The sequence below is a fragment of the Pseudobutyrivibrio ruminis AD2017 genome, assembly GCF_000424305.1.
GTDB classification, from domain to species: domain Bacteria; phylum Bacillota; class Clostridia; order Lachnospirales; family Lachnospiraceae; genus Pseudobutyrivibrio; species Pseudobutyrivibrio ruminis_B.
Genome location: NZ_KE384162.1, coordinates 173,806 through 198,190, shown reverse-complemented (window position 1 = coordinate 198,190; position 24,385 = coordinate 173,806). Strand labels below are relative to the sequence as shown.

Genomic DNA, 24,385 nt, shown 5'->3' with positions numbered 1-24,385 from the left:
CCAAGGTTGAGAAACATTTGGCTCATGAAAAATATTTAGTAACTATGATTAATCTACTTTACAACAAGGTTTACGATTTTGTTTGGTACGTAAATCTCTTTTACCAGGTTCTTGCCTTCGAGAGCCTTTGCTACGGATTCGTCGGCCTTTGCTGTTGCAAGAGCTTCATCCTTTTCACATCCGTTAGGGATTGTGATTGTAGCCTTAAGCTTACCGTTTACCTGAACTGCGATTTCGATTGTTGATTCTACAATCTTTGCAGGGTCATATTCTGGCCATGCAGCAAGTGAGCAGTAGCCTTCGCCACCAAGCTCTGCGTACATCTCTTCTGCAAGATGTGGAGCAAATGGGCAAAGAAGCTTAACTAAAATAATAAGGTTCTCTTTTGTAATATGTCCCTCAGCAACGATATCGTTAAGAAGACCCATCATAGCTGCGATAGCTGTGTTGTACTTCATAGCCTCGATATCTTCTGAAACCTTCTTTATTGTCTTATGAATTCCTGTTTCAATCTTTTCGCTGTTAGCCTCCTCAGAAACAATATCTGTAAGACCTGCGAATCTCTCAAGGAATCTCTTGCATCCACGAACTGAAGCATCTGACCAAGGAGCTGCTGCGCCGTAATCACCCATGAATAATACGTATGTACGAAGTGTATCAGCACCGTATGCATCTACAATATCAAGTGGGTCAATAACGTTTCCACGAGACTTAGACATCTTCTGTCCATCCTCACCAAGAATCATACCCTGGGCACTTCTCTTTAAGTATGGCTCTGGAGTATTAACTACGCCAAGGTCATAAAGGAAGTGATGCCAGAAACGTGAGTAAATTAAGTGACGTGTAACGTGCTCCATACCACCGTTATACCAATCAACTGGCATCCAGTATTTAAGCTTGTCCATAGAAGCAAATTCATTATCGTTGTGTGGATCGGTGTAACGAAGGAAGTACCAAGATGAACCAGCCCACTGTGGCATAGTATCTGTCTCACGCTTTGCAGCTCCACCACACTTAGGACACTTGCAATTTACAAAGCTTTCTACTCTGGCAAGTGGTGACTCACCGTCTGTACCTGGCTCAAACTTCTCCATTACTGGAAGCTTAAGTGGAAGCTCCTCATATGGAACTGCTACATCGCCACATGTAGGACAATGTACGATTGGAATAGGCTCACCCCAGTAACGCTGTCTGTTGAATGCCCAGTCCTTCATCTTGTACTGAACACCAGCCTTACCACAGCCAAGTTTCTCTAATTCCTTAATCATTCTATCGATTGAGTCCTTTTTATTGTTAAGACCATTTAAGAACTCAGAGTTAATCATGTTACCTTCGCCTGTGTAAGCTTCCTTTGTAACATCACCACCCTCGATTACAGGGATGATGTCGATGCCAAACTTAGTAGCGAAGTCCCAGTCACGCTGATCATGAGCAGGAACAGCCATAATCGCACCTGTACCGTAGCCCATCATTACGTAATCTGAAATAAATACAGGAATCTTCTTTCCTGTGATTGGGTTGATTGCATCAAAGCCCTCAACACGTACGCCTGTCTTATCCTTAGAAACAAGCTGTGTACGCTCGAACTCAGACTTCTTCTGGCACTCAGCTCTGTAAGCTAAGATTGCGTCCATGTTGGAAATCTTGTCAGCGTATTTATCAATATATGGATGCTCAGGAGCAATAACCATAAATGTAACACCACAAAGTGTATCTGGACGAGTTGTGTAAATTTCAAGCTTGTCCTCGATACCGTCAAGTGTGAAGTTTACGAAAGCACCCTTTGACTTACCAATCCAGTTAACCTGCTGCTGCTTGATGTTCTCTGGGAAATCAAGTCCATCAAGTCCCTGAAGAAGCTTATCAGCGTACTCTGTAATACGAAGATACCAAACATCCTTTTCCTTCTGGATAACATCTGTATCACAGATATCACACTTACCGCCCTGGGAATCCTCGTTTGAAAGAACTACCTTGCAATGTGGGCAATAGTTAACAAGAGTCTTATCTCTGAAAACTAATCCCTTTTCAAACATCTTAAGGAAAATCCACTGTGTCCACTTGTAGTAATCTTCCTGAGTAGTATCGATTGTGCGGCTATAATCAAATGAGAAACCTACGCTCTTAAGCTGAGTTGTAAATTTCTTAATATTGTCGTCTGTAATCTTTCTTGGATGTGTGTTTGTCTTTACCGCGTAGTTTTCTGTAGGAAGACCAAATGCATCAAATCCGATAGGGAATAATACATTGTAGCCCTGCATTCTACGCTTTCTAGAAATAACTTCTACTGAAGAATAAGCCTTGATATGTCCAACGTGCATACCAGCTCCTGATGGATATGGGAATTCAACCAATCCGTAGAACTTTGGCTTATCTGAACCATCAACAGCCTTGAAAATATCATCTTTTGCCCAGGCTGCCTGCCATTTTTTCTCAATTGCTTTAAAATTATGCTTCATTTATTTATACCTCTCGCACTTTATCTAACTAAACAAGAATTATAATAAAAGCTGTAGAGTTTTGCAATGAAAACTCTACAGAAATTTAGCCTTGTCTCATTATGCTATTACTGACATCATAGCAAGCATTCCTAAATTTGTGATATAGGTTCTTCGCTCATCTATGTCCCAGTACTTTTCTTCAACACGTTTAACATCAAGATATTCTCCATATTTTAAAGGTGATACAGGCCCATCACCAACAAATGGAACCACATATTTACCTGTTTGATTATCCTTATAAACGCGTATACTTGCTTCGTCTGGATCACTGATATCTACAGTTTTACAAAAAGATATTAAATCATCAAGACTAGTGGCATTAGCCTCAAAAAAATACTCTTCCTCAGCTGTATTCTCTACTTTGTACTCTATAACCAATTAAATCATACCTCTATTCTAAAAAATTTGCTTTGATATAGTAGCACGACTTATTAACCGACTCTACATGCAATTTTTCTACTCTGTCCCATATTTCACCGATAAATAATATTATGTATAAAAAAACTGACGAAGCCTATGCTTCGCCAGTTTAGAATTTAAATTTTATAATTAGATGTTATTCTTCATCAACATCCTTAATCTTGCTTGCTCTGCGTTCAACCTCCTTTGCCTGTACATCTGAAGGAACCTGCTCATAACGAGCTAATTCATAAGAGAATGTTCCATAGCCACCTGTCATAGAACGAAGTGTTGTATCATATCCATATAATTCTGCCATAGGAACCTCAGCCATAACCTCTGTCTTACCAGAAGTATCTGTAGGATTCATTCCAAGTACACGGCCACGTCTCTTGTTAAGGTCGCCCATTACATCACCAGTATATGAATCAGGAACTACTACCTTAAGAGTTTCAATAGGCTCAAGCAAAATAGGATTTGCTTTCATAATGCCATCCTTAAATGCGCCCTTTGCTGCAACCTTGAAGGCCATTTCAGAAGAATCAACTGGATGATAGCTGCCATCGTATAAGTTAGCGTGAATACCAACAACAGGGTAAGCTGCAAGTGGACCTGCTGTAACTGCCTCCTGTAAGCCCTTTTCTACAGCTGGGAAGTAATTCTTTGGAACAGCACCGCCAACTACTGATTCAGTAAAGTTATAATGCTCTTCCATATTGCCTGATGGCTCGAAAGTCATCTTTACATGACCATATTGTCCATGACCACCTGTCTGCTTCTTATACTTATATTCAACATCAGCCTTACCACGAATTGTCTCTTTAAATGCAATCTTTGGCTGGCTAAGCTCAATATCTACCTTGTACTTTTCATTAAGCTTCTGTACAAACATATCGATATGGCGGTCGCCAATTCCATAAATAAGTGACTGGCCGTTTTCACCATCATTAACAGCCTTAAGTGTAAGGTCCTCAGCACAAAGCTTTGCGATAGCCTGTGCTATCTTATCCTCATCGCCCTTATTCTTAGCCTTATATCTCTTATATGTATAAGGAACAGATAATGGTGTTCTAATATAAAGAATTGGATTAGCCTTGGTAGAAAGTGAATCCGTTGTAGCAACCTTCTGTAATTTAGAAAGAGCACAAATATCACCAGCGTGAACCTCTGGTACTTCTTCTGCTTTGCTACCAGTCAAAATGTAAAGCTTACCGATTTTTTCTTCTGACTCTTTATGTTTGTTATAAAGTAAGTCATCTGTCTTAAGTACACCAGAATTAACTTTTACAAGCGAATACTTTCCTACAAAAGGATCAATGATTGTCTTAAATACGTATGCTGATTTTGGCTTAGAGAAGTCATAATTTGCTTCATATACCTCATTCGTATTTGCGTTAATTCCTGTAATCTTACAATCAGCAGGACTTGGTAGATACTTAACAACGTCAGTAAGCATTGTGAACTGACCTCTGTTTGTAAGATTTGAACCCATCATCACAGGAACAATATCACCAGAAGCCACGTTTACACGAAGTGCCTGACGAATTTCATCCTCTGAGAATTCTTCTCCACCAAAATATCTGTCCATGAATTCCTCTGATGTTTCTGCAACAGCTTCCATCAAAGCTTCACGGTATTTATCCAGGTATTCTTTATTGTAATCAGGTACCTCGCAATGCTCAGGTGCCCCATCACCCTTCCAACGCTTACCAATTTGCTGAATAACATTTACATAGCCAACAAACTCTCCATTTTCTCTAATAGGAAGATGGAAAGGAGCAATCTTCTTGCCATATAAGCTCTGAAGCTCCTCAACAATTTCACGATAGCTGGCATCATCTATATCCATGTCAGTTACAAAAACCATTCTTGGAAGATTGAACTTATCGCACAGTTCCCAAGCCTTCTTTGTACCAACCTCAATTCCGCTTTTTCCAGATATAACAATAATAGCTGCGTCAGCCGCACTAACAGCCTCCTCAACTTCTCCGACGAAATCAATGAATCCAGGTGTGTCTAGGAAATTAATCTTAGTGTCGCCCCAAATGATTGGTGCTAGAGATGTGTAGATAGAAAATTTGTTTTTCTGTTCAAGTTTGTCATAGTCGCTGATAGTATTACCAGCCTCGATGGTACCTGGCTTCGAGATTTGACCTGCCAAGTAAGCCATTGATTCTATGAGACTGGTTTTGCCCGCCCCGCTATGACCAAGTAACACAACATTTCTAATCTTGTCCGTAGTAAAAACCTTCATGTGCCGTACCTCCCAATAAGTTATTTGACGCCTTAACCCCGCCGCGTCGTGTTGTTTTAAAACTTATTTATATTTTATCTAATATTCAGACTATTTACAATGGATAAATATGATATCATTAAATAAAATAATTGCTTTAAAGTGTTAAAGCATATTACCAAAAGGGGCATGCTTATGAAAACAAAAACAATAGGCTTTGTAGGACTTGGATTAATTGGGGGAAGTATCGCAAAGGCAATACTGAAAATCTATCCTAATACCAGAATCCTTGCCACAGCATCTAGAGAATCTACCATTGAGACAGCATTTGAGGAACGACTAATCGATAACAATGGACTTCTAAAAATCCACCAATTCGGTCAGTGCGATATAATCTTTCTTTGCTCTCCAGTAAAAGTTAATTGCGAATATCTTGAAAAGCTAAAGGACGTAGTAAAGCCGGACTGTATAATAACTGATGTAGGCAGCGTAAAGGGTGATATTACAGCAGTAGCCAGAAGTCTTGGAATGACTAATCAATTCATAGGTGGTCATCCAATGACAGGCTCTGAATTAGCAGGACTTGAATATTCTTCAGAATCATTGCTTGAAAATGCTTACTACATTCTTACAGCAGACCCTGAAATGAATCCTGATACATATAATCAGTTTTCGGATTACATTAAAAGCCTGGGTGCTATTCCTATTCAGCTTTCTGCTGAGGAACACGATGAAGCCACTGCCACTGTGTCTCACTTACCACACGTGATTGCAGCTTCTTTAGTAAACCTAGTTAATGATAATGATGATGACAGAAAAACCTGTAAAACAATTGCAGCAGGTGGATTTAAAGATATTACTCGTATTGCATCAGGCTCACCTACAATGTGGCAACACATTTTTCTAAGCAATAAAGACGCGGTACTTAAACTTATATCAGATTTTAAGAACGAGCTTAGCTACTTCGAAAATGCGATAGCTAATTCTGATGAGGTCGAGATTTTGAATCTTTGGACTAAGGCCAAAGATTACAGGGATTCTATCACCATACCTGACAGTGTTCATTCACGTTTTTATGAATTATACTGTGATATTGATGATAGACCTGGTACACTTGTAGGCGTTCTACAGCTATTAGCAGATGCAGACATTAGTGTCAAAAATATTGATATTATTCACAATCGTGAGTTTGAGCCTGGTGTTCTGAGAATTGAATTTTATACTCAGGATTCCCTTGATAAAGCTCGAACAGTACTTACTCACAACAATTACTACACAAGACAGAGGACAAATTAATGGCTATTACCAAAGTAAAAAGTTTAAAAGGTGAAATTACAGTTCCTGGAGATAAATCTATCAGCCACCGAGGGGTTATGTTTGGTGCAATATCTGATGGAATCACAGAGCTTAATGGATTTTTAGATGGCGCTGATTGCAGAAGCACTATTTCATGTTTTCGTGCCATGGGCATTGATATATCCCAAGAAAAAGACCATGTAATAATACATGGTAAAGGTCTTCATGGCCTTAATGCACCTGCTAATATGCTAGATGTAGGAAATAGCGGGACTACCACAAGACTAATATCAGGCATTTTGGCTGGTCAGCCTTTTGTAAGTTCACTTAATGGTGATGCGTCCATCCAAAAAAGACCAATGGGTCGAATAATAACACCTCTTTCTGAAATGGGCGCTTATATTCGTTCACTTAAGGATAATGGTTGTGCACCACTTGAAATGGGTGGAAAGCAGCTACATTCTATCCACTATGATTCGCCTGTTGCCAGTGCCCAAGTTAAATCATGTGTGCTTCTTGCAGGATTATATGCTGATGGCATTACATCTGTAACTGAGCCTGTTGTATCCCGTAACCACACTGAGCTTATGCTTTCCGGGTTTGGCGCTGATATTAAATCAGAAGGGCTTACTGCATCTATTGTTGGTAATCCTAAGCTTTTAGGTCAAAAGATAGCTGTTCCTGGTGATATATCTTCTGCTGCTTATTTTATTGCAGCAGGCCTTATCTGTGACAATGCTGATTTGCTTATTAAAAACGTAAATACGAATCCTACTAGAGCAGGCATTATTAAGGTAGCTAAGGATATGGGGGGCAAATTAGAGCTTTTAAATGAACGTATTGTATCAGGGGAGCCTGTTGCTGATATTCATGTTTGTACTAGCAGCTTGCATGGATGTGAAATATCCGGTGATATTATTCCTACACTTATAGATGAGCTTCCTGTTATAGCTGTGATGGCGTCAGCTGCTACCGGCACTACTATTATTAAGGATGCCGCTGAGCTTAAGGTAAAAGAAAGTGACAGAATCGCTACGGTTACTGAGAACCTTAAGGCTATGGGAGCTGATGTAACGGCTACTGATGATGGAATGATTATTGTAGGCGGCAAAGAATTACAGGGAACTACAATAAAGACATATAAAGACCACCGTATTGCAATGGCATTTGCGGTGGCTGGGTTGATTGCGAATGGTAAGACTGATTTTGATGATGAGAAGTGCCCAGTTATCTCATATCCTAATTTCTTTGAAACATTAAATAGGCTTCTCTCATAAAGGGGGAAGGCTATTTTTTTAGCCCAAAGCCACATCTAATACCATCATCAGAACAAATCCTAAGGAAAATGCAATTGTACCTAGATTGGAATGCTTTCCTTCGGACATTTCTGGGATCAATTCTTCTACAACTACATACATCATGGCGCCAGCTGCGAAAGAAAGAAAATATGGCATTAAAGGAACTACAAAACCTGCCGCCAGTATAGTAATAAACGCAGCGATTGGTTCCACTATTCCTGATAATACTCCCCACCAAAAAGTCTTTGCCTTTGGCATGCCTTCTGATAAAAGAGGCATGGATACAATTGCTCCCTCAGGGAAGTTTTGGATGGCAATACCAATAGCTAACGCCAAAGCTCCAGCAGCAGAAACGCCTGAATGTCCTGAGGCGACTCCTGCAAATACAACACCAACAGCCATGCCCTCTGGAATATTATGAAGTGTAACTGCAAGTATTAGTTTGGTGGTTCTTTTTAGTTTACTTTCTGGTCCCTCTGATTGTTTATCCATATGCATATGAGGAGTTACCATATCCAAGAATAGCAAAAAACCAGTTCCGATTAAAAATCCCATAGCAGCAGGAAGAAATGATAACTTGCCTAGATATTCACTGCTTTCTAAAGCTGGTGAAAGTAAGCTCCAAAAGGAAGCTGCCACCATAACTCCTGCGGCAAAGCCAGTTAATATTTTTTGTAGTTTTTCAGATATATTGTCCTTTAAAATAAAAACCATCGCAGCACCAAGACTGGTACCAATAAATGGAATTAAAATACCTAATATAATATTAATATTTAAATGCATAAATGAAGCCCTCCCTTGCCTACATTAATAATGTAACACAATTGAGGGCTATTTTATGTTAAGAAAATGTTAATGATAAATTTTCTATTGGAAGAATTCCATTTCCTTTTCAAGTGTATGAGCAACATCATTTAACTTGTTAGCTCGATTTGTTAATGCTTCCATAGTATCGGCTAATTCTGTCATTGATGCTCTTGTCTCCTCTGAGCTGGCTGCATTTTCTTCAGATATAGATGAAAGTGATGAAATTGTATCTGAAATCAAATTGCTAGCTACCTCTGTTCTATCCACGTTAGTAACTATATCCTTTGTAAGAGCAATGGATTTATTAATATCTTCAATTAAACTATCTACCTGTTCAATAGTTCTATGAATGATATGTCTTTGCTTAGTTATAGTTTCCTGTACCTGACCCGCTTCCTCCATAGTCTTATTAGAATCAGATGAAAGCCCCTTCATGGCCTCCTGAATATTTTGTGCAGCATCTGCAGATTGATCTGCAAGCTGTCTAATTTCATCTGCAACAACTGCGAAGCCTTTACCTGCTTCTCCAGCTCGAGCCGCCTCGATACTAGCATTTAATGATAATAGATTTGTCTGAGCTGCAATGGCATCAATTATCGATACCGCCTCACTAATAGTTGTAACAGCTGAATTAGTATTTCCAATGAGCTCAACAATACCATCGATAGCATTAATACTCTCTCTTGTCGACATACGTAATTCTGTAAGCTTATCCTGACTAGCTTTAGAATTTGTCTGCATTGAATCCGCAAGGTTCTGCATTTCTTCTGCATTAGCAATAATCATCTCAACTGCATCATTAATATGTTTTACAGATTCAACTGCATCCTGCAATGATTGGGCCTGGTTTTCCGCACCTGTTGCTACCTGACCAACAGCTACACTAACGTTTTCTGTTGTTTCAGTAATAGTCTGTACTGTATTTGAAAGATAGCTGGCAGACGAATCCACCTCATCAGATGATATTCTTGCATTTCCAATAACAGACCTAATTTTAGCGCACATGTCAAATAATGCATTGGACATTTCTCCCAGCTCGTCATTTCTAGCCTTTACTTTATCAGATAGTACAATATTCAAGTCACCGGTAGCCATTTGTCTAACCGCTCTAACATTTTCGTCTATAGCCTGAATAATCTTAACTGTATAAATAACGGAAAGTATCGTAAATACGATTACTATTGCAAGAGCCAAGGTTACAGTCGATGCAACTCTCTTACTAATATAATGAGTAATCTCTATCTTTTTCAATCCTACAAAGGCCATACCATAAACTTCACCTGAATCATCAATAAGTGGCTGATACGCTACATAATATGGCTCTTCATTAATTATTACATTAGATGACTGATAGCTATTTTTCCCTTTTATAACCTGTTCAATAACAGCATCTGAGGCTTTTGTTCCAATAACGCCTGCAATACTAGAACGAACTCTGGTATCCCCAAGGAAAAATGTATAATCATAACCTGTCTCACTAGACATTTCTGCCTCCAATGTGGAAGCTTCATCTACTTGCTCTCCATCATAGGTATATTCAAGAACCTGAGCGTATGATGTACAGGTAGCCATTACACCTGTCTCTACCTCATATTCCATACCTCTACGTAAGTTGATACAGCCTATAATGGTGACCGCAGTTCCGACGCATGCCAAAGAAACAACAACCAAACCGATAAGCATTACTCTCAAAGATGACCTTTTTCTCTTAGTATCCATATTCGACCTCCGTGTTTTCTCCCCTGGTCGATTGAACAGTATTACTTTTCATATGCAAGCAAACCGACTAATTGGATTATAATTAAAATATGAGTATATTCTGTGTAGAATCTGTTAATTTTGGTTATCTTAATAAATTAATAAAAAAGCACATCTCAAATGAGATGTGCTAATCATTTAAAGAATTATTTCTTGTTCATGCAGCAATGCTTATACTTCTTTCCTGAACCACATGGACATGGATCGTTACGTCCAACCTTTTTCTCTGTACGAACGATAGTGTGCATGTTCTTAGCTTCCTTTGTAAGAGCCTTTCTCTTATCCTCATCGAAGATGTTCTCCCACTGTGGAAGACCGTAAAGCCAATCAGCCTTTGCATCAATCATGTTCTTGAAAAGCTTTTCCTTGTCGAACTTAAGAGATACTACTGTATCCTCTTCCATTGTTTCGATTGGGTTTGGTGTAACAAGTGATTCGTTAATACCATCAAGGAAACCAACCATTGGCATAACTTCGATTTTATATTTCTCAGCAAGTTCCTTAACTGTACCCTTTACTTCTGTATCAGGGTCAGCAAGTAACTGCTCGTAGATTCCTTTCTCTAAAAGAAAATAATTCTGCCAGAATCTCTGTAAATCAGCCTGAGACTGGTTCTGGTTGTAGGCAATTTTTTGCCAGTTTTCTAACAAACTCATAATAATTCCTCTCCAACTTTTACTCAAATTACGTGGCATGCCACGTATGAAATTATAACACAATGCAATATAAAAGGCTAGCCGAAGCTAGCCCTCAAAATCAATTATTAATCATACAAAACTCTAACACATTTAATAGGTGATCGGTACATGTAATTAGAAATCTTGATACCGTCACGCTTGTTTGATGCATGAACAATCTGGCCACCACCGATGTAAATGGCAACGTGGTTAATGCGTCCGCCCTTACCGTAGAAAATAAGGTCACCAGGCTTAAGCTCTGATGTAGAAACCTTAGTACCTTCATTAGCCTGTGCACGTGATGAATGTGAAAGGTATACACCATACTTAGCCATAATCTGCATAGTAAATCCAGAGCAATCAACACCATTGGTAAGGGATGTACCACCCCAAACATATCTGTTACCAACAAACTGAAGTGCATAATCGCAAAGAGCTGAACGAACATCAGATACCCCTTCACCATATCTTGCTTCAGTAAGTGTCATAGCAGTCTTAAGAGAAAGGTCAACATCTACATATTCTGCAGATACATATCCCTCATCACCATCAACATCTACCTTAATCCAGTCGTCATCCTGTGTGCCGTCTAATATGGCGATTTCTTCGCCTTCGGCAAGCTGATAGATGATTTCACATTCAGTGTTTCCCTCAGCACGAACTCTAAGGCCACCTGTTTTAGCTGTTGCAACATATTCTGCAAGCTCTACAGCCTTGTCCCATGCTGCCTGTCCTGTCAGAAGATATTCTGTAAGAACATAACCTTCAACATCTCCTGATTTAATATAACTCCATTCGCCTTCTTCACTAATAATCTCGCATCCGGCATTAGCTGGGAACTTACCAGTAAGCTTTCCATCTGTAGATGCGCTTTCACGAATGTTAAGGTTTCCTTCTGAGACATTACATATACCAAGGTTCTTATAACCATAAATATCGCCAAGTGATTTAGCTGTTGCGATAGCATCAGAATCTGTAACTGAGATAGAATCTAATGATGCTATATTTACTGCTCCTGCTGAAATAGCACCAGCTGTAAGTGATGCTTCTTCAGTAGAAGATATATTTTTCTTTGAATCCAAGCAATAATCAAAAATAAGTGCAAACGCACAAACTAATGAGAAAGCCGAAATGATACGCTTTTTCATAAAACCTCCAAAATATTCATTTAAACAACATATGCATTATAGCAATAGCTAATAGTGATGTCAATAATTTGTAACATTTACGTAACAAATCAACTGTTAAAATAGTCCTTCGCAATAGCCTTATCCTTTGCCATTTGCTGCTTTAGCTCTTCTACAGATTTGAATTTCATTTCAGGTCTAAGGAAGGCTTCAAAGGTAACTTTTACATATCTTCCATATAAATCGCCATTATAATCTAAGATATGTGTTTCAATGCCAACTATGTTTTTATCTGAAACAGATGGCTTTGTTCCTACGTTTGTAACTCCATGATAAATCCTACCATCGAAATCAATGGTGGTAACATAAACTCCAAACTTAGGAACCAGCTTGGAAGCTGATGGCGTAATATTTATAGTAGGAATACCGATTTTAGTTCCAAGGTGTGCGCCATGAATAACTTCACCCCAAACGAAATAATTGTATCCTAGCATTTCGTTTACAGTATCAATATGGCCTTCTTTAAGCTCCTCCCTAATATAGGTACTACTTATATCTCTATCATTAATCTGAATCTTTGCTATTTCTTTATATTCAAAACCAAATTCTTTAGAAAGTTGCTTTAAAAGAGTGGTGTTTCCGACACCCTTCTTTCCAAAGGTAAAATCTGCCCCTGAAACCATGTATTTCATATTGAGATTATCACAAAGGAATTTGATGAAATCTGTAGCTTCCGTATTCATAAGCCTTTCATCAAAAGGACACTCGATAAGATAATCAAGTCCTCCATTTTCAAGCATATAAACACGTTCTTTATTTGTAATAAGACTAGGACTGTGATCGTCATTTATTACCTGTCTAGGGGAATTAGTAAAAGTGATCATGCAAGAAGCAAGACCTTCAGATTTTTTGGAAATGATATCAGTAGCAAGTAGATGATGACCTCTATGAACACCATCAAACTTGCCTACTGTTATAGCTGTTTCTTTTGTTAGCTTTGTATCAAAAAGTGAATGTAAATACTCCATAATTATTCCAAAAACATTTTCTCCAAAGTAAATAAATTATCATTGTAAGAATATACACCGATAAATCTGTTATCAGGTAAATATATCCTATATCGCTTACCATCCTCAAAACCACTGATGGACTCCGCAAATACATCAGTAGCAGGTATTGGTACACCGTTAACAGCATGCTTTATGGCGTCCTCAGTAGGAATAACGAAAACTGTCTCCATACCCTCAAACGCCTGGTCAACCTTTAACATAATGCCGTCTAAGTTTCCAGCCTTAACTATGCGTTCTATTTCGTCCAAAGTTCTGGCATCTGCAATATCAAACATGCTGACTCTGGTACGAACTAAAGATTTCATTGCACAGCCACATCCAAGTACTTCGCCAACATCATGGCAAAGAGATCTGATATATGTGCCTTTACTGCAATGAATTCTGATACTTACTTCAGGTAAGCTAATATTTAAAATATCGATGCTAAATATAGTAACAGGTCTTGGCTTACGCTCTACTTCCTTACCCTCGCGAGCTAGCTCGTAAAGCTTTTTGCCATTAATCTTGAGAGCTGAATACATTGGAGGTACCTGCATTATATCCCCAACAAATGAATTGATTGCGTTTACAATCTCTTCTTCAGATGCAGTGACCGAATTGCGGGAAAGAACTCTTCCACTTAAATCATATGTATCAGTCTCTACACCAAGCATCATAACGCATTCGTATACTTTATCTTTGTCTGTAAGCATATCGCAAAGCTTAGTAGCCTTACCTACACAAACAGGAAGCACACCTGTTGCATCTGGATCAAGTGTGCCTGTATGACCAATTTTTTTTATTTTTAATATGCCACGAAGCCTGGCCACCACATCAAATGAGGTATACCCGGCTTCTTTATAAACATTAATTATGCCACTATTCATTAGCAAATTCCTAACTCTTTTAATTGTTTTTCTACCATGTCGACAATATCATTAATTACATTCCATGGGTCATTAGTATTTACTGAAAAACCAGCTGCCTTCTTGTGGCCGCCACCACCATAAACACCTGTAATAACTGTAAGATCAACATCTCCGGTAGCTCTTGTACTGCCCTTGAAATCACCATCTTCTAATTCGTAAAGGAATACAGCAACCTCAACACCTGTAGTGTCACGAAGCTGTTGAACAATGCCTTCTAAATGTTTACTTTCGGCTCCATATTCTGCCATGTCTTCTTTAGTAATAACTGCAGCAATAACCTTACCATCAAGGAAGGTCTTGCAAGAAAGAAGCGCTTTACCAAGCATTCTGTTTTGAATCATAGTCTTAGCAAAATATGTATCAGTACAAATTTTAGGGTAATCAATCCCCTTTGTCATTAAATAACCTGCAGCTGCCATAGTAGCTTCTGTAGTGCATGAATACTGGAATACACCTGTATCATGAATAATTCCAAGATAAAGGCATTCTGCAATATCCTTAGTGATTTTATCCTTGCCAAACTGATTGTAAACAAGCTCACAGGTAGAGCTATCATCAGGAATGATATAGCTAAACTCTGAGAACCCACCGTTTGTTAAATGGTGGTCGATGCAGATAGTGTGTTTTGCTTTTTCAAAAAATGCAAATGCATCACCTAATCTTCCACCATCGCTACAATCAAGTGCAATATACAAGTCGAAAACTGTATCCTCAGAAACTGTATGTATATCCTCTATCTTATCTGCATTCTTTAAGAACTTAAAGATGTTAGGAATAGGATCAAGATAAACATGAACATCTACTGAAGGATAATATGTTTTTATGTAATTGTATACAGCCATACATGAACCAACACAATCCCCATCAGGGCGAATATGACCACTGATGGCGATTGTATTAGAAGCTGCAATTAATTCGTTGAAATTATTAATCATTATTTTCTCTCTCGTGTAGAGGTGCATTAACCTCATCGATTAATTTGCTCATCTTAGCAGCGTAGGCAATTGACTGATCACTTACAAAAGTAATCTCAGGCGTATTGCGAAGATTTATTCTGTGGGCAAGCTCTCGACGAATAAATCCTGCCGAGCTCTTTAATCCCTCTATAGTCTTCTTAACTGCTTCATCATCGCCTAATACTGAAATGTATGCCTTACATGTCTTAAGGTCTGGAGCAACCTCAACAGATACAACTGATGTAACTGGTGAGATGCGTGGATCCTTAACCTCTAGACGAATAATATTACTAAGCTCACGCATAACTTCTTCGTTAATACGTGTATTTTTAACTGAATTCTTTCTCATTATCTAGGTACCTCAACCATAATGTATGCCTCAATAATATCCATTTCCTGAACATCATTAAAGTCTTCAATAACAAGACCACATTCAAAGTTAGACTTAACTTCCTTAACATCATCCTTGAATCTCTTGAGAGAACCAAGCTTACCTTCATGGATGAGTTCGCCTTCACGAGTAACACGAACCATACAATCTCTCTGGAAGTAACCATCTGTTACGTAAGAACCAGCGATGTTACCAACACCAGAAGCCTTGAAGATCTGACGAACTTCTGCATGTCCGATAACCTTCTCTTCGAATACAGGATCAAGCATACCCTTCATAGCAGATTCAACATCGTTGATTGCGTCGTAGATAACCTTGTAGAGACGAAGATCTACACCTTCTCTATCTGCTGTCATCTTAGCCTGTGGATCAACACGAACGTTGAAACCAATGATGATAGCATTTGAAGCAGATGCAAGTACTACATCGGATTCGTTGATTGTACCAACACCACCGTGGATTGTCTTAACAACAACCTCTTCGTTAGAAAGCTTCTCAAGTGACTGCTTAACAGCCTCAACAGAACCCTGAACGTCGGCCTTAACAATAATATCAAGTTCCTTAAGATTTCCTGACTCAATCTCGCTGAAGAGTGCGTCAAGAGACATCTTAGATTTAGTCTGTTCAACAAGACGATTCTTGTGCTCTGCAACGAATGTATCTGCAAATGCATGAGCTTCCTTCTCAGAATCAAATGCCATGAATACTTCACCAGCATTTGGAACCTCTGAAAGACCAAGAATCTCAACTGGTACAGAAGGACCAGCAGTCTTAACACGTGCTCCTGTATCATCGATCATAGCACGAACCTTACCGTGGCAGCTTCCGCAGGCAACAGGATCACCAACGTGAAGTGTACCCTTCTGAACAAGTACTGTAGCAACAGCACCACGTCCCTTATCAAGCTGTGCCTCGATAACAAGACCACGAGCCTTACGCTTAGGATTAGCCTTAAGCTCAAGTACCTCAGCTGTAAGAAGAATCATCTCGAGAAGGTTGTCGATACCTTCCTTAGTGTGAGCTGAAACTGGACAGAATACTGTGCTTCCACCCCAATCCTCTGGGATAAGCTGGTATTCAGAAAGCTCCTGCTTAACTCTGTCGATGTTAGCGTTTGGCTTATCAATCTTGTTGATTGCAACAATGATTTCAATGCCAGCAGCCTTAGCATGGTTAATAGCTTCTACTGTCTGTGGCATAACACCATCATCAGCAGCAACTACAAGGATAGCGATATCTGTTGAGTTAGCACCACGCATACGCATAGCAGTAAATGCCTCGTGACCTGGTGTATCAAGGAATGTGATATCCTGTCCGTTAATTGAAACTGTATAAGCACCGATGTGCTGTGTGATACCACCAGCCTCACGGTCTGTAACCTTTGTATCACGGATAGCATCAAGAAGTGATGTTTTACCGTGGTCAACGTGACCCATTACGCAGACAACAGGTGGACGTGATGGGAAGTTTGATGTATCCTCTTCCTCTTCCTTAAGAAGCTCAGCGATAACATCTACCTTTTCCTCTTCCTCGCAGATGCAGTTGAACTCAAGAGCGATTTCTGAAGCCTCTTCAAAATCAACCTCCTGGTTAACTGTAACCATCTTACCCTTAAGGAATAATGTCTTAACAACAGCTGAAGCCTGAACCTTCATCTTATCAGCAAGATCCTTGATAGTAATTCTTTCAGGGATTGTGATTGTAAGAACCTCGTCCATATTACGTTCTGGAGCCTTAGGAGCATTGTTCTTTTTCTTCTTGCCGCCGTTCTTCTCAAGGTTGATGAAGTTCTCCTGCTTCTTACCACCTAAGTTGTTATTGTCACGGTTATTCTTCTTTTTCTTGTCATCACGACGTCCGCCCTTAGCGTTGTTTGAAGGTGCTACATCAGCAGCTGGTGCTGCCTGCTGTGATGGACGATTGTTGTTACGCTGTGAAGGTCTGTCGCCTCTGTTGTTATCGCGGTTATCACGTCTGTCATTCTTATCGTTACGAGCTGGTCTGTCCTGACGATCATTTCTTGGCTGGCGCTCTGTTCTTTCGTTTCTATCAGTGCGCTTATTTTTATCTCCACGGTTATCCTGCTTTGGAGCTGCCTCTGAATCTACAGGCTTCTTCTTTGAAACGAATTCTGTATCAGTAGACTGTGCAGAAGCTCTCTGTGATGGACGAAGACCATCTGAGAATGTACGAGGTCTGATTGGTCCTCTAGGCTGCTGCTGTGTCTGAGCCTGCTTCTTATCACGATTATCTCTTGCGCCGCCCTTGTCTGTTCTAGATGCATCAGAAGAGCTACGTCTCTTTCTGTCATCTGAACCACGAGTTACAACAAAAACGTTCTTTTTCTTTTTAATAGGATTTCCGTCCTTATCTACTGGACGTGGCTTCTTATCACCCTTATTGGCGTCAGCCTTAGCAGGCTTTGCAAAGTGCTTACGGATTCTATCAGCCATATCATCCTCTACACCTGACTGAGCCTTTGCTTCTATACCATTTGAGTCAAGAAAAGCAATAACGTCCTTGCTTTCTTTTCCTAACTCTTTAGCTAATTCATGTACCTTAATTTTTGCCATCTAATATCCTCCTCATAAAGCTATTGTATCTTATCTAGAATGCTTAAGGATAGATTTTCATCGCACACTACAATTGATGCCCGATATTCTTTTCCAATTGCATGACCTAATGTTTCTTTAGTGCCGTATTCTACGTAATTAACATCGTAGAAACTGCAAGAATTGGAGAACGATTTTTTAGTGTTATCAGAAGCATCACAAGCAACAATGCAAAGCATGCCACTTCCATCTTTGATGGCCTGCTCACAAGCGAATTCTCCACTTACAAGCTTTCCTGCCTTCATAGCAATACTTATCATATTAAGCGCTTTATCTATCATTCTCTAACTCCATATATAAATTATCAAAAACCTCTGTAGGAACTGCCTGTCTTAAAGAACGATTGAATGACTTTCTCTTTACTGCCATATCTATGCATTCCTTATTCTTACAAACATAAGCTCCTCGGCCCTGTGCCTTACATGTGATATCAAGCTGAATTCCATCAGCTGTTTTAACCACTCTAAAAAGACCGTCCTTAGGAACCATTTGCCCACAGGCAACACATTTTCTAAGAGGTAATTGCTTTGTATCCATTACTCTTCCTCAGATGACTCTTCAACTTCTTCAGACTCTTCAACTTCTTCGTCTGTGTATTCGCCATCCTCATCGTAATACTCTTCCTCATCATAGTACTCATCGTCATCATCGTACTCTTCTTCGTAATCAAGGAAGTCACCAGCTTCACGAGCCTGTGTCTCACTCTTGATATCAATTTTGAAGCCTGTAAGACGAGCAGCAAGACGAGCATTCTGTCCTTCCTTACCGATTGCAAGTGAAAGCTGATAATCAGGAACAACTACGCGAGCGCTCTTTTCGTCTGCATCAGCAACAACTGCAACAACCTTTGCAGGTGAAAGTGCATTCTCAATAAGGTAAGCTGGGTTCTCATCCCACTCAACGATATCGATTTTCTCACCGCGAAGCTCATTAACGATTGCGTTAACACGAGTACCGTTCTGACCTACGCATGCACCTACTGGATCAACGTCCTCATCGTTAGACCAAACAGCAATCTTTGTACGGCTACCAGCCTCACGTGAGATTGACTTAATTTCAACGATGCCATCGCGAACTTCTGAAACTTCCTCTTCGAAAAGCTTCTTAACAAGCTCTGGATGTGTACGAGAAACAAGGATACGTGGTCCCTTGTTAGATGTCTTAACCTCTACGATGTAAACCTTGATACGGTCCTGTGGCTTGTAGTATTCGCCCTTAACCTGCTCAGACTCTGAAAGGAAGCCCTCAAGCTTTCCAAGGTTAACGTGAATATTGTTTCCTGAGAAACGTGTAACAACACCAGTAACAACCTTGTGCTGAAGCTCATAGTACTCCTCGTAAAGTACCTTGCGCTCTTCTTCACGAATCTTCTGTGTGATTGTGTTCTTAGCTGCTGTAGCTGCGATACGACCGAAATCCTTAGACTTAACTTCTACGCGAACTACATCGCCTACCTGGTGCTTACCGTTGATGTTCTGTGCCTCTGAAAGTGAGATTTCCTCAACTGGATCCATAACCTCATCAACTACAGTCTTAGAAAGGTATACATGATACTCACCAGTTGCCCTGTCGATTTCAACTGATGCGTTCTCTGCCTTTCCATAATTGTTCTTACAAGCAATAAGAAGTGAATTCTCGATTGTCTCGATCAACACATCCATGCTGATATTTTTCTCTTTTGCAAGATCTGTAAGAGCATCCCAAAAATCATTTGTATTAGCTGCCATATTTCCTCCTAAATATTAAAAGTCTATTGTTAATCTAACCTGAGCAACATCTGCTCTTGAAAAAACTTCTGTTCCATCTTCGAATTCGATGGTAATTGTATCCTTATCAAAAGCTTTAAGTGTTCCTGTGAATTCCTTAGCTCCATTAACTGGCTTGTAAGTCTTAATATCCACATCTTCGCCTATTGCTTTTTCAAAATGCTTATCTTTCTTTAATACTCTGCCAAGACCTGGTGAGCTAACTTCAAAAATGTATCCGTCATCTCCGCCAATCTGTGGCTCTGCGTCAAGCAAATCGTTCATGCGACGACTTACATCCACGCAATCATCAATTGTGATTCCACCTTCCTTGTCGATGTAGGCTCTAAGATAATAATCTGCGCCTTCTTTAACGTATTCTACGTCGTAAAGCTCAAAGCCCATTTCATCAAGAATAGGAGTAATCAATTCTTCCGTACGTTTTTCGTAATCGGTGTGTTTTGACATAAATGTCCTCCTTATTCAGTTGTAAATGTTAAAAAGCATAAACAAAGAGAGAGCAAATATTGCTCTCTCTTAAGTCGCTCTCTTCAATAACAATAGATATTATATCAGAAATATTAGATTTTTCAAGGCTTTTTAGCATTTTAATTAATGATGGAATAGGCGAAGTCCTGTAAATGCCATTACCATTCCATACTTATTACATGTCTCAATAACATTATCGTCACGAACTGAGCCGCCTGGCTGTGCAACATACTTAACACCAGACTTGTGGGCACGCTCGATATTATCGCCGAATGGGAAGAATGCATCACTACCAAGTGCTACATCTGTCATTCTATCAAGCCATGCACGCTTTTCAGCCTTAGTGAACTCTGAAGGACGTGTTTTGAATGTCTTCTGCCATACATCATCGCCGATTACATCCTCGAACTCTTCCCCAATGTAAAGATCGATTGCATTGTCTCTGTCTGCTCTCTTAATTCCATCAACAAAATCAAGACCTAAAACCTTTGGAGACTGACGAAGCCACCAATTATCTGCCTTCTGTCCTGCAAGACGTGTACAGTGAATACGTGACTGCTGTCCTGCGCCAATACCGATTGCCTGTCCATCCTTTACATAGCAAACTGAATTTGACTGTGTATATTTAAGAGTAATCATGGCAATTGCAAGGTCAATCTTTGCCTGCTCTGTTAAATCTTTATTTTCAGTAACGATATTTGCAAAGAAATCATCATCTATAACAAGCTCATTTCTTCCCTGCTCAAATGTTACACCAAATACTTCCTTGCGCTCTAATTTCTTTGGAACGTAATTTGGATCAATTTTGATTACTGCATAATTACCATTCTTCTTAGCCTTAAGAATCTCAAGTGCCTCTGGCTCATAGCCTGGAGCGATAACACCGTCTGAAACCTCACGCTTAATAAGCTTTGCAGTAGCAACGTCGCAAACATCTGAAAGCGAAATAAAATCACCAAATGAAGACATTCTGTCTGCACCTCTTGCTCTTGCATAGGCATTTGCAAGTGGAGTAAATTCCATATCTAAATCATCGCACCAATAAATCTTACGCTCAACTTCTGAAAGAGGAAGTCCCACAGCAGCACCTGCTGGTGAAACGTGTTTAAATGAAGTTGCGGCTGCAAGACCTGTAGCCTTCTTAAGCTCTGAAACAAGCTGCCAGCCATTAAATGCGTCCAAGAAATTAATGTAGCCTGGCTTTCCGCTTAAAACCTCGATTGGAAGGTCGCCTTCTTCCATATAAATCCTTGAAGGCTTCTGATTAGGGTTACATCCATACTTTAATTCCAATTCTTTCATCTTTTCTCTCCTTAAAATCCGACTGTTACGGCTACAAGCCTTAGTAATTCTCCGGTCGACTTATGTCTCCCTTGAGAATTCTAAGAGCTTGTTGCCTACAGTCTCATCCAATAATCTACTTTAACTATTCTATTCCTTACACCCTTACGTTTTTATTTATGATGCGGGTGTCGACAGTGCCGGTTGCGATGTCGATGTAACGTACGAAAAGTGAAACCTTGTTATCCATATTAAGGTTTGACCAGATCATATCGGTGAACTCATCGATGTTGCCTGAAATTTCAATTGGTGTTGGCTCTCCTTCATATGATGGAAGTGGATTGCCATCGTTCATATAAGTGTGAATAAATCTGCCGGTACCTGGCTTTGGATTGGAATAATCAAATGTGTATCTATTGCATGAATCGCTGTCGCCCATGTTGGACTTAAGAATTGACATTAAATAAGAAAACTCGCCGTTTTCGATGTGAAGTAGACCTGAAATACGAGGTGTGAAATTAGGACCATCTGGCTCAAACTCGCGTCTGCGAAGTGTTTGTTCGAAAGTCTCTCCCTTTTGCATGTACTCATAAATAGTATCAGTCTGATCACCGTTTGTAACGATTGTATCATTTCCTAACACTCTGACAGGTGCATAAATAATAAGTGATGGGTCTGTAAGCTTTGATGGGTCGAATGCCTCTGTGCGAATGCCTTTTCCGTCCTCTACAAAAACTCTGTTTCTCGAATTCTCAGAACGCCCCATAATAAAATAAGCAGAGACAGCCTTGGTTCCGTCTTCTGAACGGCCAATGACAATGCCTCTGCCTGGGTACGTGGTCTCTGATAATTCTCTAGCTAAAGATTTTACTACCATGGGTTCCTCCTTTAATACATTTTCCGCCACAAATTATAACTGAACCCACAGTCTGTGTCTACCCTAAAATACATCAAATAATTAAGTTTTTGGCTCGCTGGTTACATAGGTTGTGGCTCGCTGGTTACGCTAACAATAAAAAGTATTACTCCGTCGCGAGATTGCTCCTTGAGTAATACTTTTCATTGTTAGCTACAAGCTATTTTTAACTTTTTGGCTCGCTAGTTACGGTCACAAGTATAATATTTCCACAGTCGACTAAGAATGTCTCCCTTAGGAAATATTATCCTTGTTACCTACCAGCTATCTTTACGTTGTGGTGTTGAACTTGTTAATCATGTCGTCGGCGGATAACGAGTAGTCGCCGGTGTTGGTGTAGGATTTACGGCCAGTGAGGTTTGTTAGCTCGTTGCTTGCGTATGAGTTAGCCATTGATGATTTTGTGGCTGTTTGATATGCATAGCTTCCTGTACCGTTGAATAAGTCTTTGACGTAGGTCATGTTAGCCTTATTCTTAAGGAAATCCTCGTCTACGTGCAAATGATTGTTGCTATCAATTGTAATGCCAGCCTTACCAAGAGTAGGTGCTGTTTTTGCAGAATTAGTAACCATAGCTGCTACCTGAGTAAGTATACCAGTGTTTTTAGATTTTTGGCCACTGTCTACAAGTTCATTATATTTTTCAGCAAAATCATTTACCGCTTTATAGATTGCATCCCTGTCGTAATCCTTTGTGATATTGCCATCCTCATCAGTGGTCTCAACTTCATTCCAAATAGAATTTTTGCCCTTTGCTAAGAGCTTGTCGGTTGCCTTACTAAGGTCTGCGGTATCATTTCTAATTTCACTGAGATTCGAATCTGCAGCCTTTGCCTTCTTTGAAGTATCAGACTTTAAATTGCCCTCATTGTCATACTTAGAATAATATGACTTAACCAGCTTTCCATATGAACCTGACTTAATTTGAGACAAGCTTGAAAGAGAACCTTCCAGTCCTCCAAACATTGAATTTACTCCTGATGAATTGCTTCCACCAAATAAAGAATAAATAGAATTATTACCAAAAGAATTAATAGTTAAAGACATAAACATCACTCCTTTGAAAAATGCCCGAACATCCTTGTTCCTTATGTCAGTACATATCTATACTTATTAGTATATTACTAAATTCTTTTGTTGAATCTGTGAACTGTTTTTCTACAATCTCACAGGTATGCCATTATTCTTTAGATATTGCTTTAATTCATTAATCTCTAACTCTTTATAATGAAATAAGGAAGCAGCAAGAGCCGCGTCAGCTCCACCTATGGTTAAAGCATCTTTAAAATGTTCCATAGTTCCTGCTCCTCCTGATGCAATAACAGGAATTGATACTGCGCTTGATACTGCCTTGGTAAGTTCTATGTCAAAGCCTGCTTTTGTTCCATCGCAATCCATTGATGTCAGAAGGATTTCACCTGCTCCAAGCTTTTCACACTTTTTGGCCCACTGAACTGCATCAATGCCGCAATCTAATCTTCCACCGTGCTTATAAATGTTAAAGCCTCCATCTGGTCTCTTTTTTGCATCTATTGCAACTACGACGCACTGACTTCCAAACTTATCAGCCGCATCACTAATAAGTTTTGGATTGTCGATTGCTGCTGAGTTAACAGATATTTTATCAGCGCCTTCTCTAAGCAATGCCTTAAAATCGTCTACTGTGCGGATTCCGCCACCTACAGTAAATGGAATAAAGACCTGCTCTGCCACACGGCGAACCATATCTACTACAGTATTTCGTCCATCAGAGGATGCAGTGATATCTAAAAATACTACCTCATCTGCGCCAGCCTTGTCGTAGGCCGCTGCTATTTCTACAGGGTCACCTGCGTCTTTTAAATCTACGAAATTAACACCTTTTACTACTCTGCCATCTTTTACGTCCAGGCAGGGAATTATTCGTTTAGTTAGCATGATT

22 protein-coding genes are annotated in these 24,385 nt (G+C 39.6%); 2 read left to right on the top strand and 20 right to left on the bottom strand.

Annotation, left to right across the window (positions count from 1 at the left end; all coding sequences use genetic code 11):
- Positions 1-53: 53 nt before the first annotated feature.
- The 3 genes from leuS to G611_RS0111060 all read right to left on the bottom strand — a co-directional run bounded on the left by leuS (position 54) and on the right by G611_RS0111060 (position 5,154).
- Entirely contained in the window at positions 54-2,459 is a 2,406-nt protein-coding gene (leuS, locus tag G611_RS0111070) for a leucine--tRNA ligase (RefSeq protein ID WP_028243662.1), read from the bottom strand.
- A gap of 99 nt (positions 2,460-2,558) precedes the next feature.
- Positions 2,559-2,879 (bottom strand): hypothetical protein, encoded by a 321-nt coding sequence (locus G611_RS0111065; protein WP_028243661.1) that lies wholly within the window; start codon positions 2,877-2,879, stop codon positions 2,559-2,561.
- Between the two features lie 178 nt (positions 2,880-3,057).
- On the bottom strand, positions 3,058-5,154 hold the full coding sequence (locus tag G611_RS0111060; RefSeq protein ID WP_028243660.1) for an elongation factor G: 2,097 nt from the start codon (positions 5,152-5,154) through the stop codon (positions 3,058-3,060).
- 174 nt (positions 5,155-5,328) lie between these two features.
- Between G611_RS0111060 and G611_RS0111055 the strand changes: the two genes are divergently transcribed.
- Both G611_RS0111055 and aroA read left to right on the top strand, forming a co-directional pair.
- On the top strand, positions 5,329-6,429 hold the full coding sequence (locus G611_RS0111055) for a prephenate dehydrogenase (protein WP_028243659.1): 1,101 nt from the start codon (positions 5,329-5,331) through the stop codon (positions 6,427-6,429).
- Entirely contained in the window at positions 6,429-7,706 is a 1,278-nt protein-coding gene (gene aroA / locus G611_RS0111050) for a 3-phosphoshikimate 1-carboxyvinyltransferase (protein ID WP_028243658.1), read from the top strand. Before G611_RS0111055 ends, aroA begins: the two co-directional genes overlap by 1 nt.
- An 18-nt stretch (positions 7,707-7,724) precedes the next feature.
- On the opposite strand, the gene G611_RS0111045 is transcribed toward aroA, so the two are convergent.
- From G611_RS0111045 to hisF, 17 genes are all read right to left on the bottom strand, one after another.
- Positions 7,725-8,510: a ZIP family metal transporter gene (locus G611_RS0111045; RefSeq protein ID WP_036949158.1), complete on the bottom strand. Its 786-nt coding sequence runs from the start codon at positions 8,508-8,510 to the stop codon at positions 7,725-7,727.
- Positions 8,511-8,594: 84 nt separating this feature from the next.
- A complete protein-coding gene (locus G611_RS15470; protein ID WP_051195234.1) occupies positions 8,595-10,253 on the bottom strand; it encodes a methyl-accepting chemotaxis protein in 1,659 nt (552 codons plus the stop codon).
- Positions 10,254-10,438: 185 nt separating this feature from the next.
- Entirely contained in the window at positions 10,439-10,948 is a 510-nt protein-coding gene (locus G611_RS0111035) for an SEC-C metal-binding domain-containing protein (protein WP_028243656.1), read from the bottom strand.
- Between the two features lie 107 nt (positions 10,949-11,055).
- Positions 11,056-12,117, bottom strand: a complete 1,062-nt coding sequence (locus G611_RS0111030) for a C40 family peptidase (RefSeq protein ID WP_028243655.1) — start codon at positions 12,115-12,117, stop codon at positions 11,056-11,058.
- A gap of 89 nt (positions 12,118-12,206) precedes the next feature.
- Complete coding sequence (locus tag G611_RS0111025) at positions 12,207-13,124, bottom strand: bifunctional riboflavin kinase/FAD synthetase (protein ID WP_028243654.1); 918 nt, start codon at positions 13,122-13,124, stop codon at positions 12,207-12,209.
- Between the two features lie 2 nt (positions 13,125-13,126).
- On the bottom strand, positions 13,127-14,032 hold the full coding sequence (gene truB / locus G611_RS0111020) for a tRNA pseudouridine(55) synthase TruB (RefSeq protein ID WP_028243653.1): 906 nt from the start codon (positions 14,030-14,032) through the stop codon (positions 13,127-13,129).
- Positions 14,032-15,009 (bottom strand): DHH family phosphoesterase, encoded by a 978-nt coding sequence (locus G611_RS0111015; RefSeq protein ID WP_036949155.1) that lies wholly within the window; start codon positions 15,007-15,009, stop codon positions 14,032-14,034. Before G611_RS0111015 ends, truB begins: the two co-directional genes overlap by 1 nt.
- Positions 15,002-15,379: a 30S ribosome-binding factor RbfA gene (gene rbfA / locus G611_RS0111010; protein ID WP_028243651.1), complete on the bottom strand. Its 378-nt coding sequence runs from the start codon at positions 15,377-15,379 to the stop codon at positions 15,002-15,004. Before rbfA ends, G611_RS0111015 begins: the two co-directional genes overlap by 8 nt.
- A complete protein-coding gene (gene infB / locus G611_RS0111005) occupies positions 15,379-17,994 on the bottom strand; it encodes a translation initiation factor IF-2 (RefSeq protein ID WP_081657042.1) in 2,616 nt (871 codons plus the stop codon). Before infB ends, rbfA begins: the two co-directional genes overlap by 1 nt.
- Positions 17,995-18,014: 20 nt before the next feature.
- Positions 18,015-18,314 carry a L7Ae/L30e/S12e/Gadd45 family ribosomal protein gene (locus tag G611_RS0111000; RefSeq protein ID WP_028243649.1) on the bottom strand — a complete coding sequence of 100 codons (300 nt, stop codon included), beginning with the start codon at positions 18,312-18,314 and terminating at the stop codon, positions 18,015-18,017.
- Positions 18,304-18,570 (bottom strand): RNase P modulator RnpM, encoded by a 267-nt coding sequence (gene rnpM, locus G611_RS0110995; protein WP_028243648.1) that lies wholly within the window; start codon positions 18,568-18,570, stop codon positions 18,304-18,306. The genes G611_RS0111000 and rnpM overlap by 11 nt, the downstream gene beginning before the upstream one ends.
- Positions 18,570-19,760 carry a transcription termination factor NusA gene (gene nusA, locus G611_RS0110990; RefSeq protein ID WP_028243647.1) on the bottom strand — a complete coding sequence of 397 codons (1,191 nt, stop codon included), beginning with the start codon at positions 19,758-19,760 and terminating at the stop codon, positions 18,570-18,572. Before nusA ends, rnpM begins: the two co-directional genes overlap by 1 nt.
- 15 nt (positions 19,761-19,775) lie before the next feature.
- Complete coding sequence (rimP, locus tag G611_RS0110985; RefSeq protein WP_028243646.1) at positions 19,776-20,246, bottom strand: ribosome maturation factor RimP; 471 nt, start codon at positions 20,244-20,246, stop codon at positions 19,776-19,778.
- Positions 20,247-20,390: 144 nt separating this feature from the next.
- Positions 20,391-21,587 (bottom strand): phosphoribosylaminoimidazolecarboxamide formyltransferase, encoded by a 1,197-nt coding sequence (locus G611_RS0110980; RefSeq protein ID WP_278244527.1) that lies wholly within the window; start codon positions 21,585-21,587, stop codon positions 20,391-20,393.
- 118 nt (positions 21,588-21,705) lie between these two features.
- Positions 21,706-22,425, bottom strand: coding sequence for an IMP cyclohydrolase (locus tag G611_RS0110975; RefSeq protein ID WP_028243644.1), 720 nt, complete (start codon positions 22,423-22,425; stop codon positions 21,706-21,708).
- 309 nt (positions 22,426-22,734) lie between these two features.
- A complete protein-coding gene (locus G611_RS14765; protein WP_051195233.1) occupies positions 22,735-23,511 on the bottom strand; it encodes a hypothetical protein in 777 nt (258 codons plus the stop codon).
- Between the two features lie 111 nt (positions 23,512-23,622).
- Complete coding sequence (gene hisF / locus G611_RS0110965) at positions 23,623-24,381, bottom strand: imidazole glycerol phosphate synthase subunit HisF (RefSeq protein WP_028243643.1); 759 nt, start codon at positions 24,379-24,381, stop codon at positions 23,623-23,625.
- Positions 24,382-24,385 lie beyond the last annotated feature (4 nt).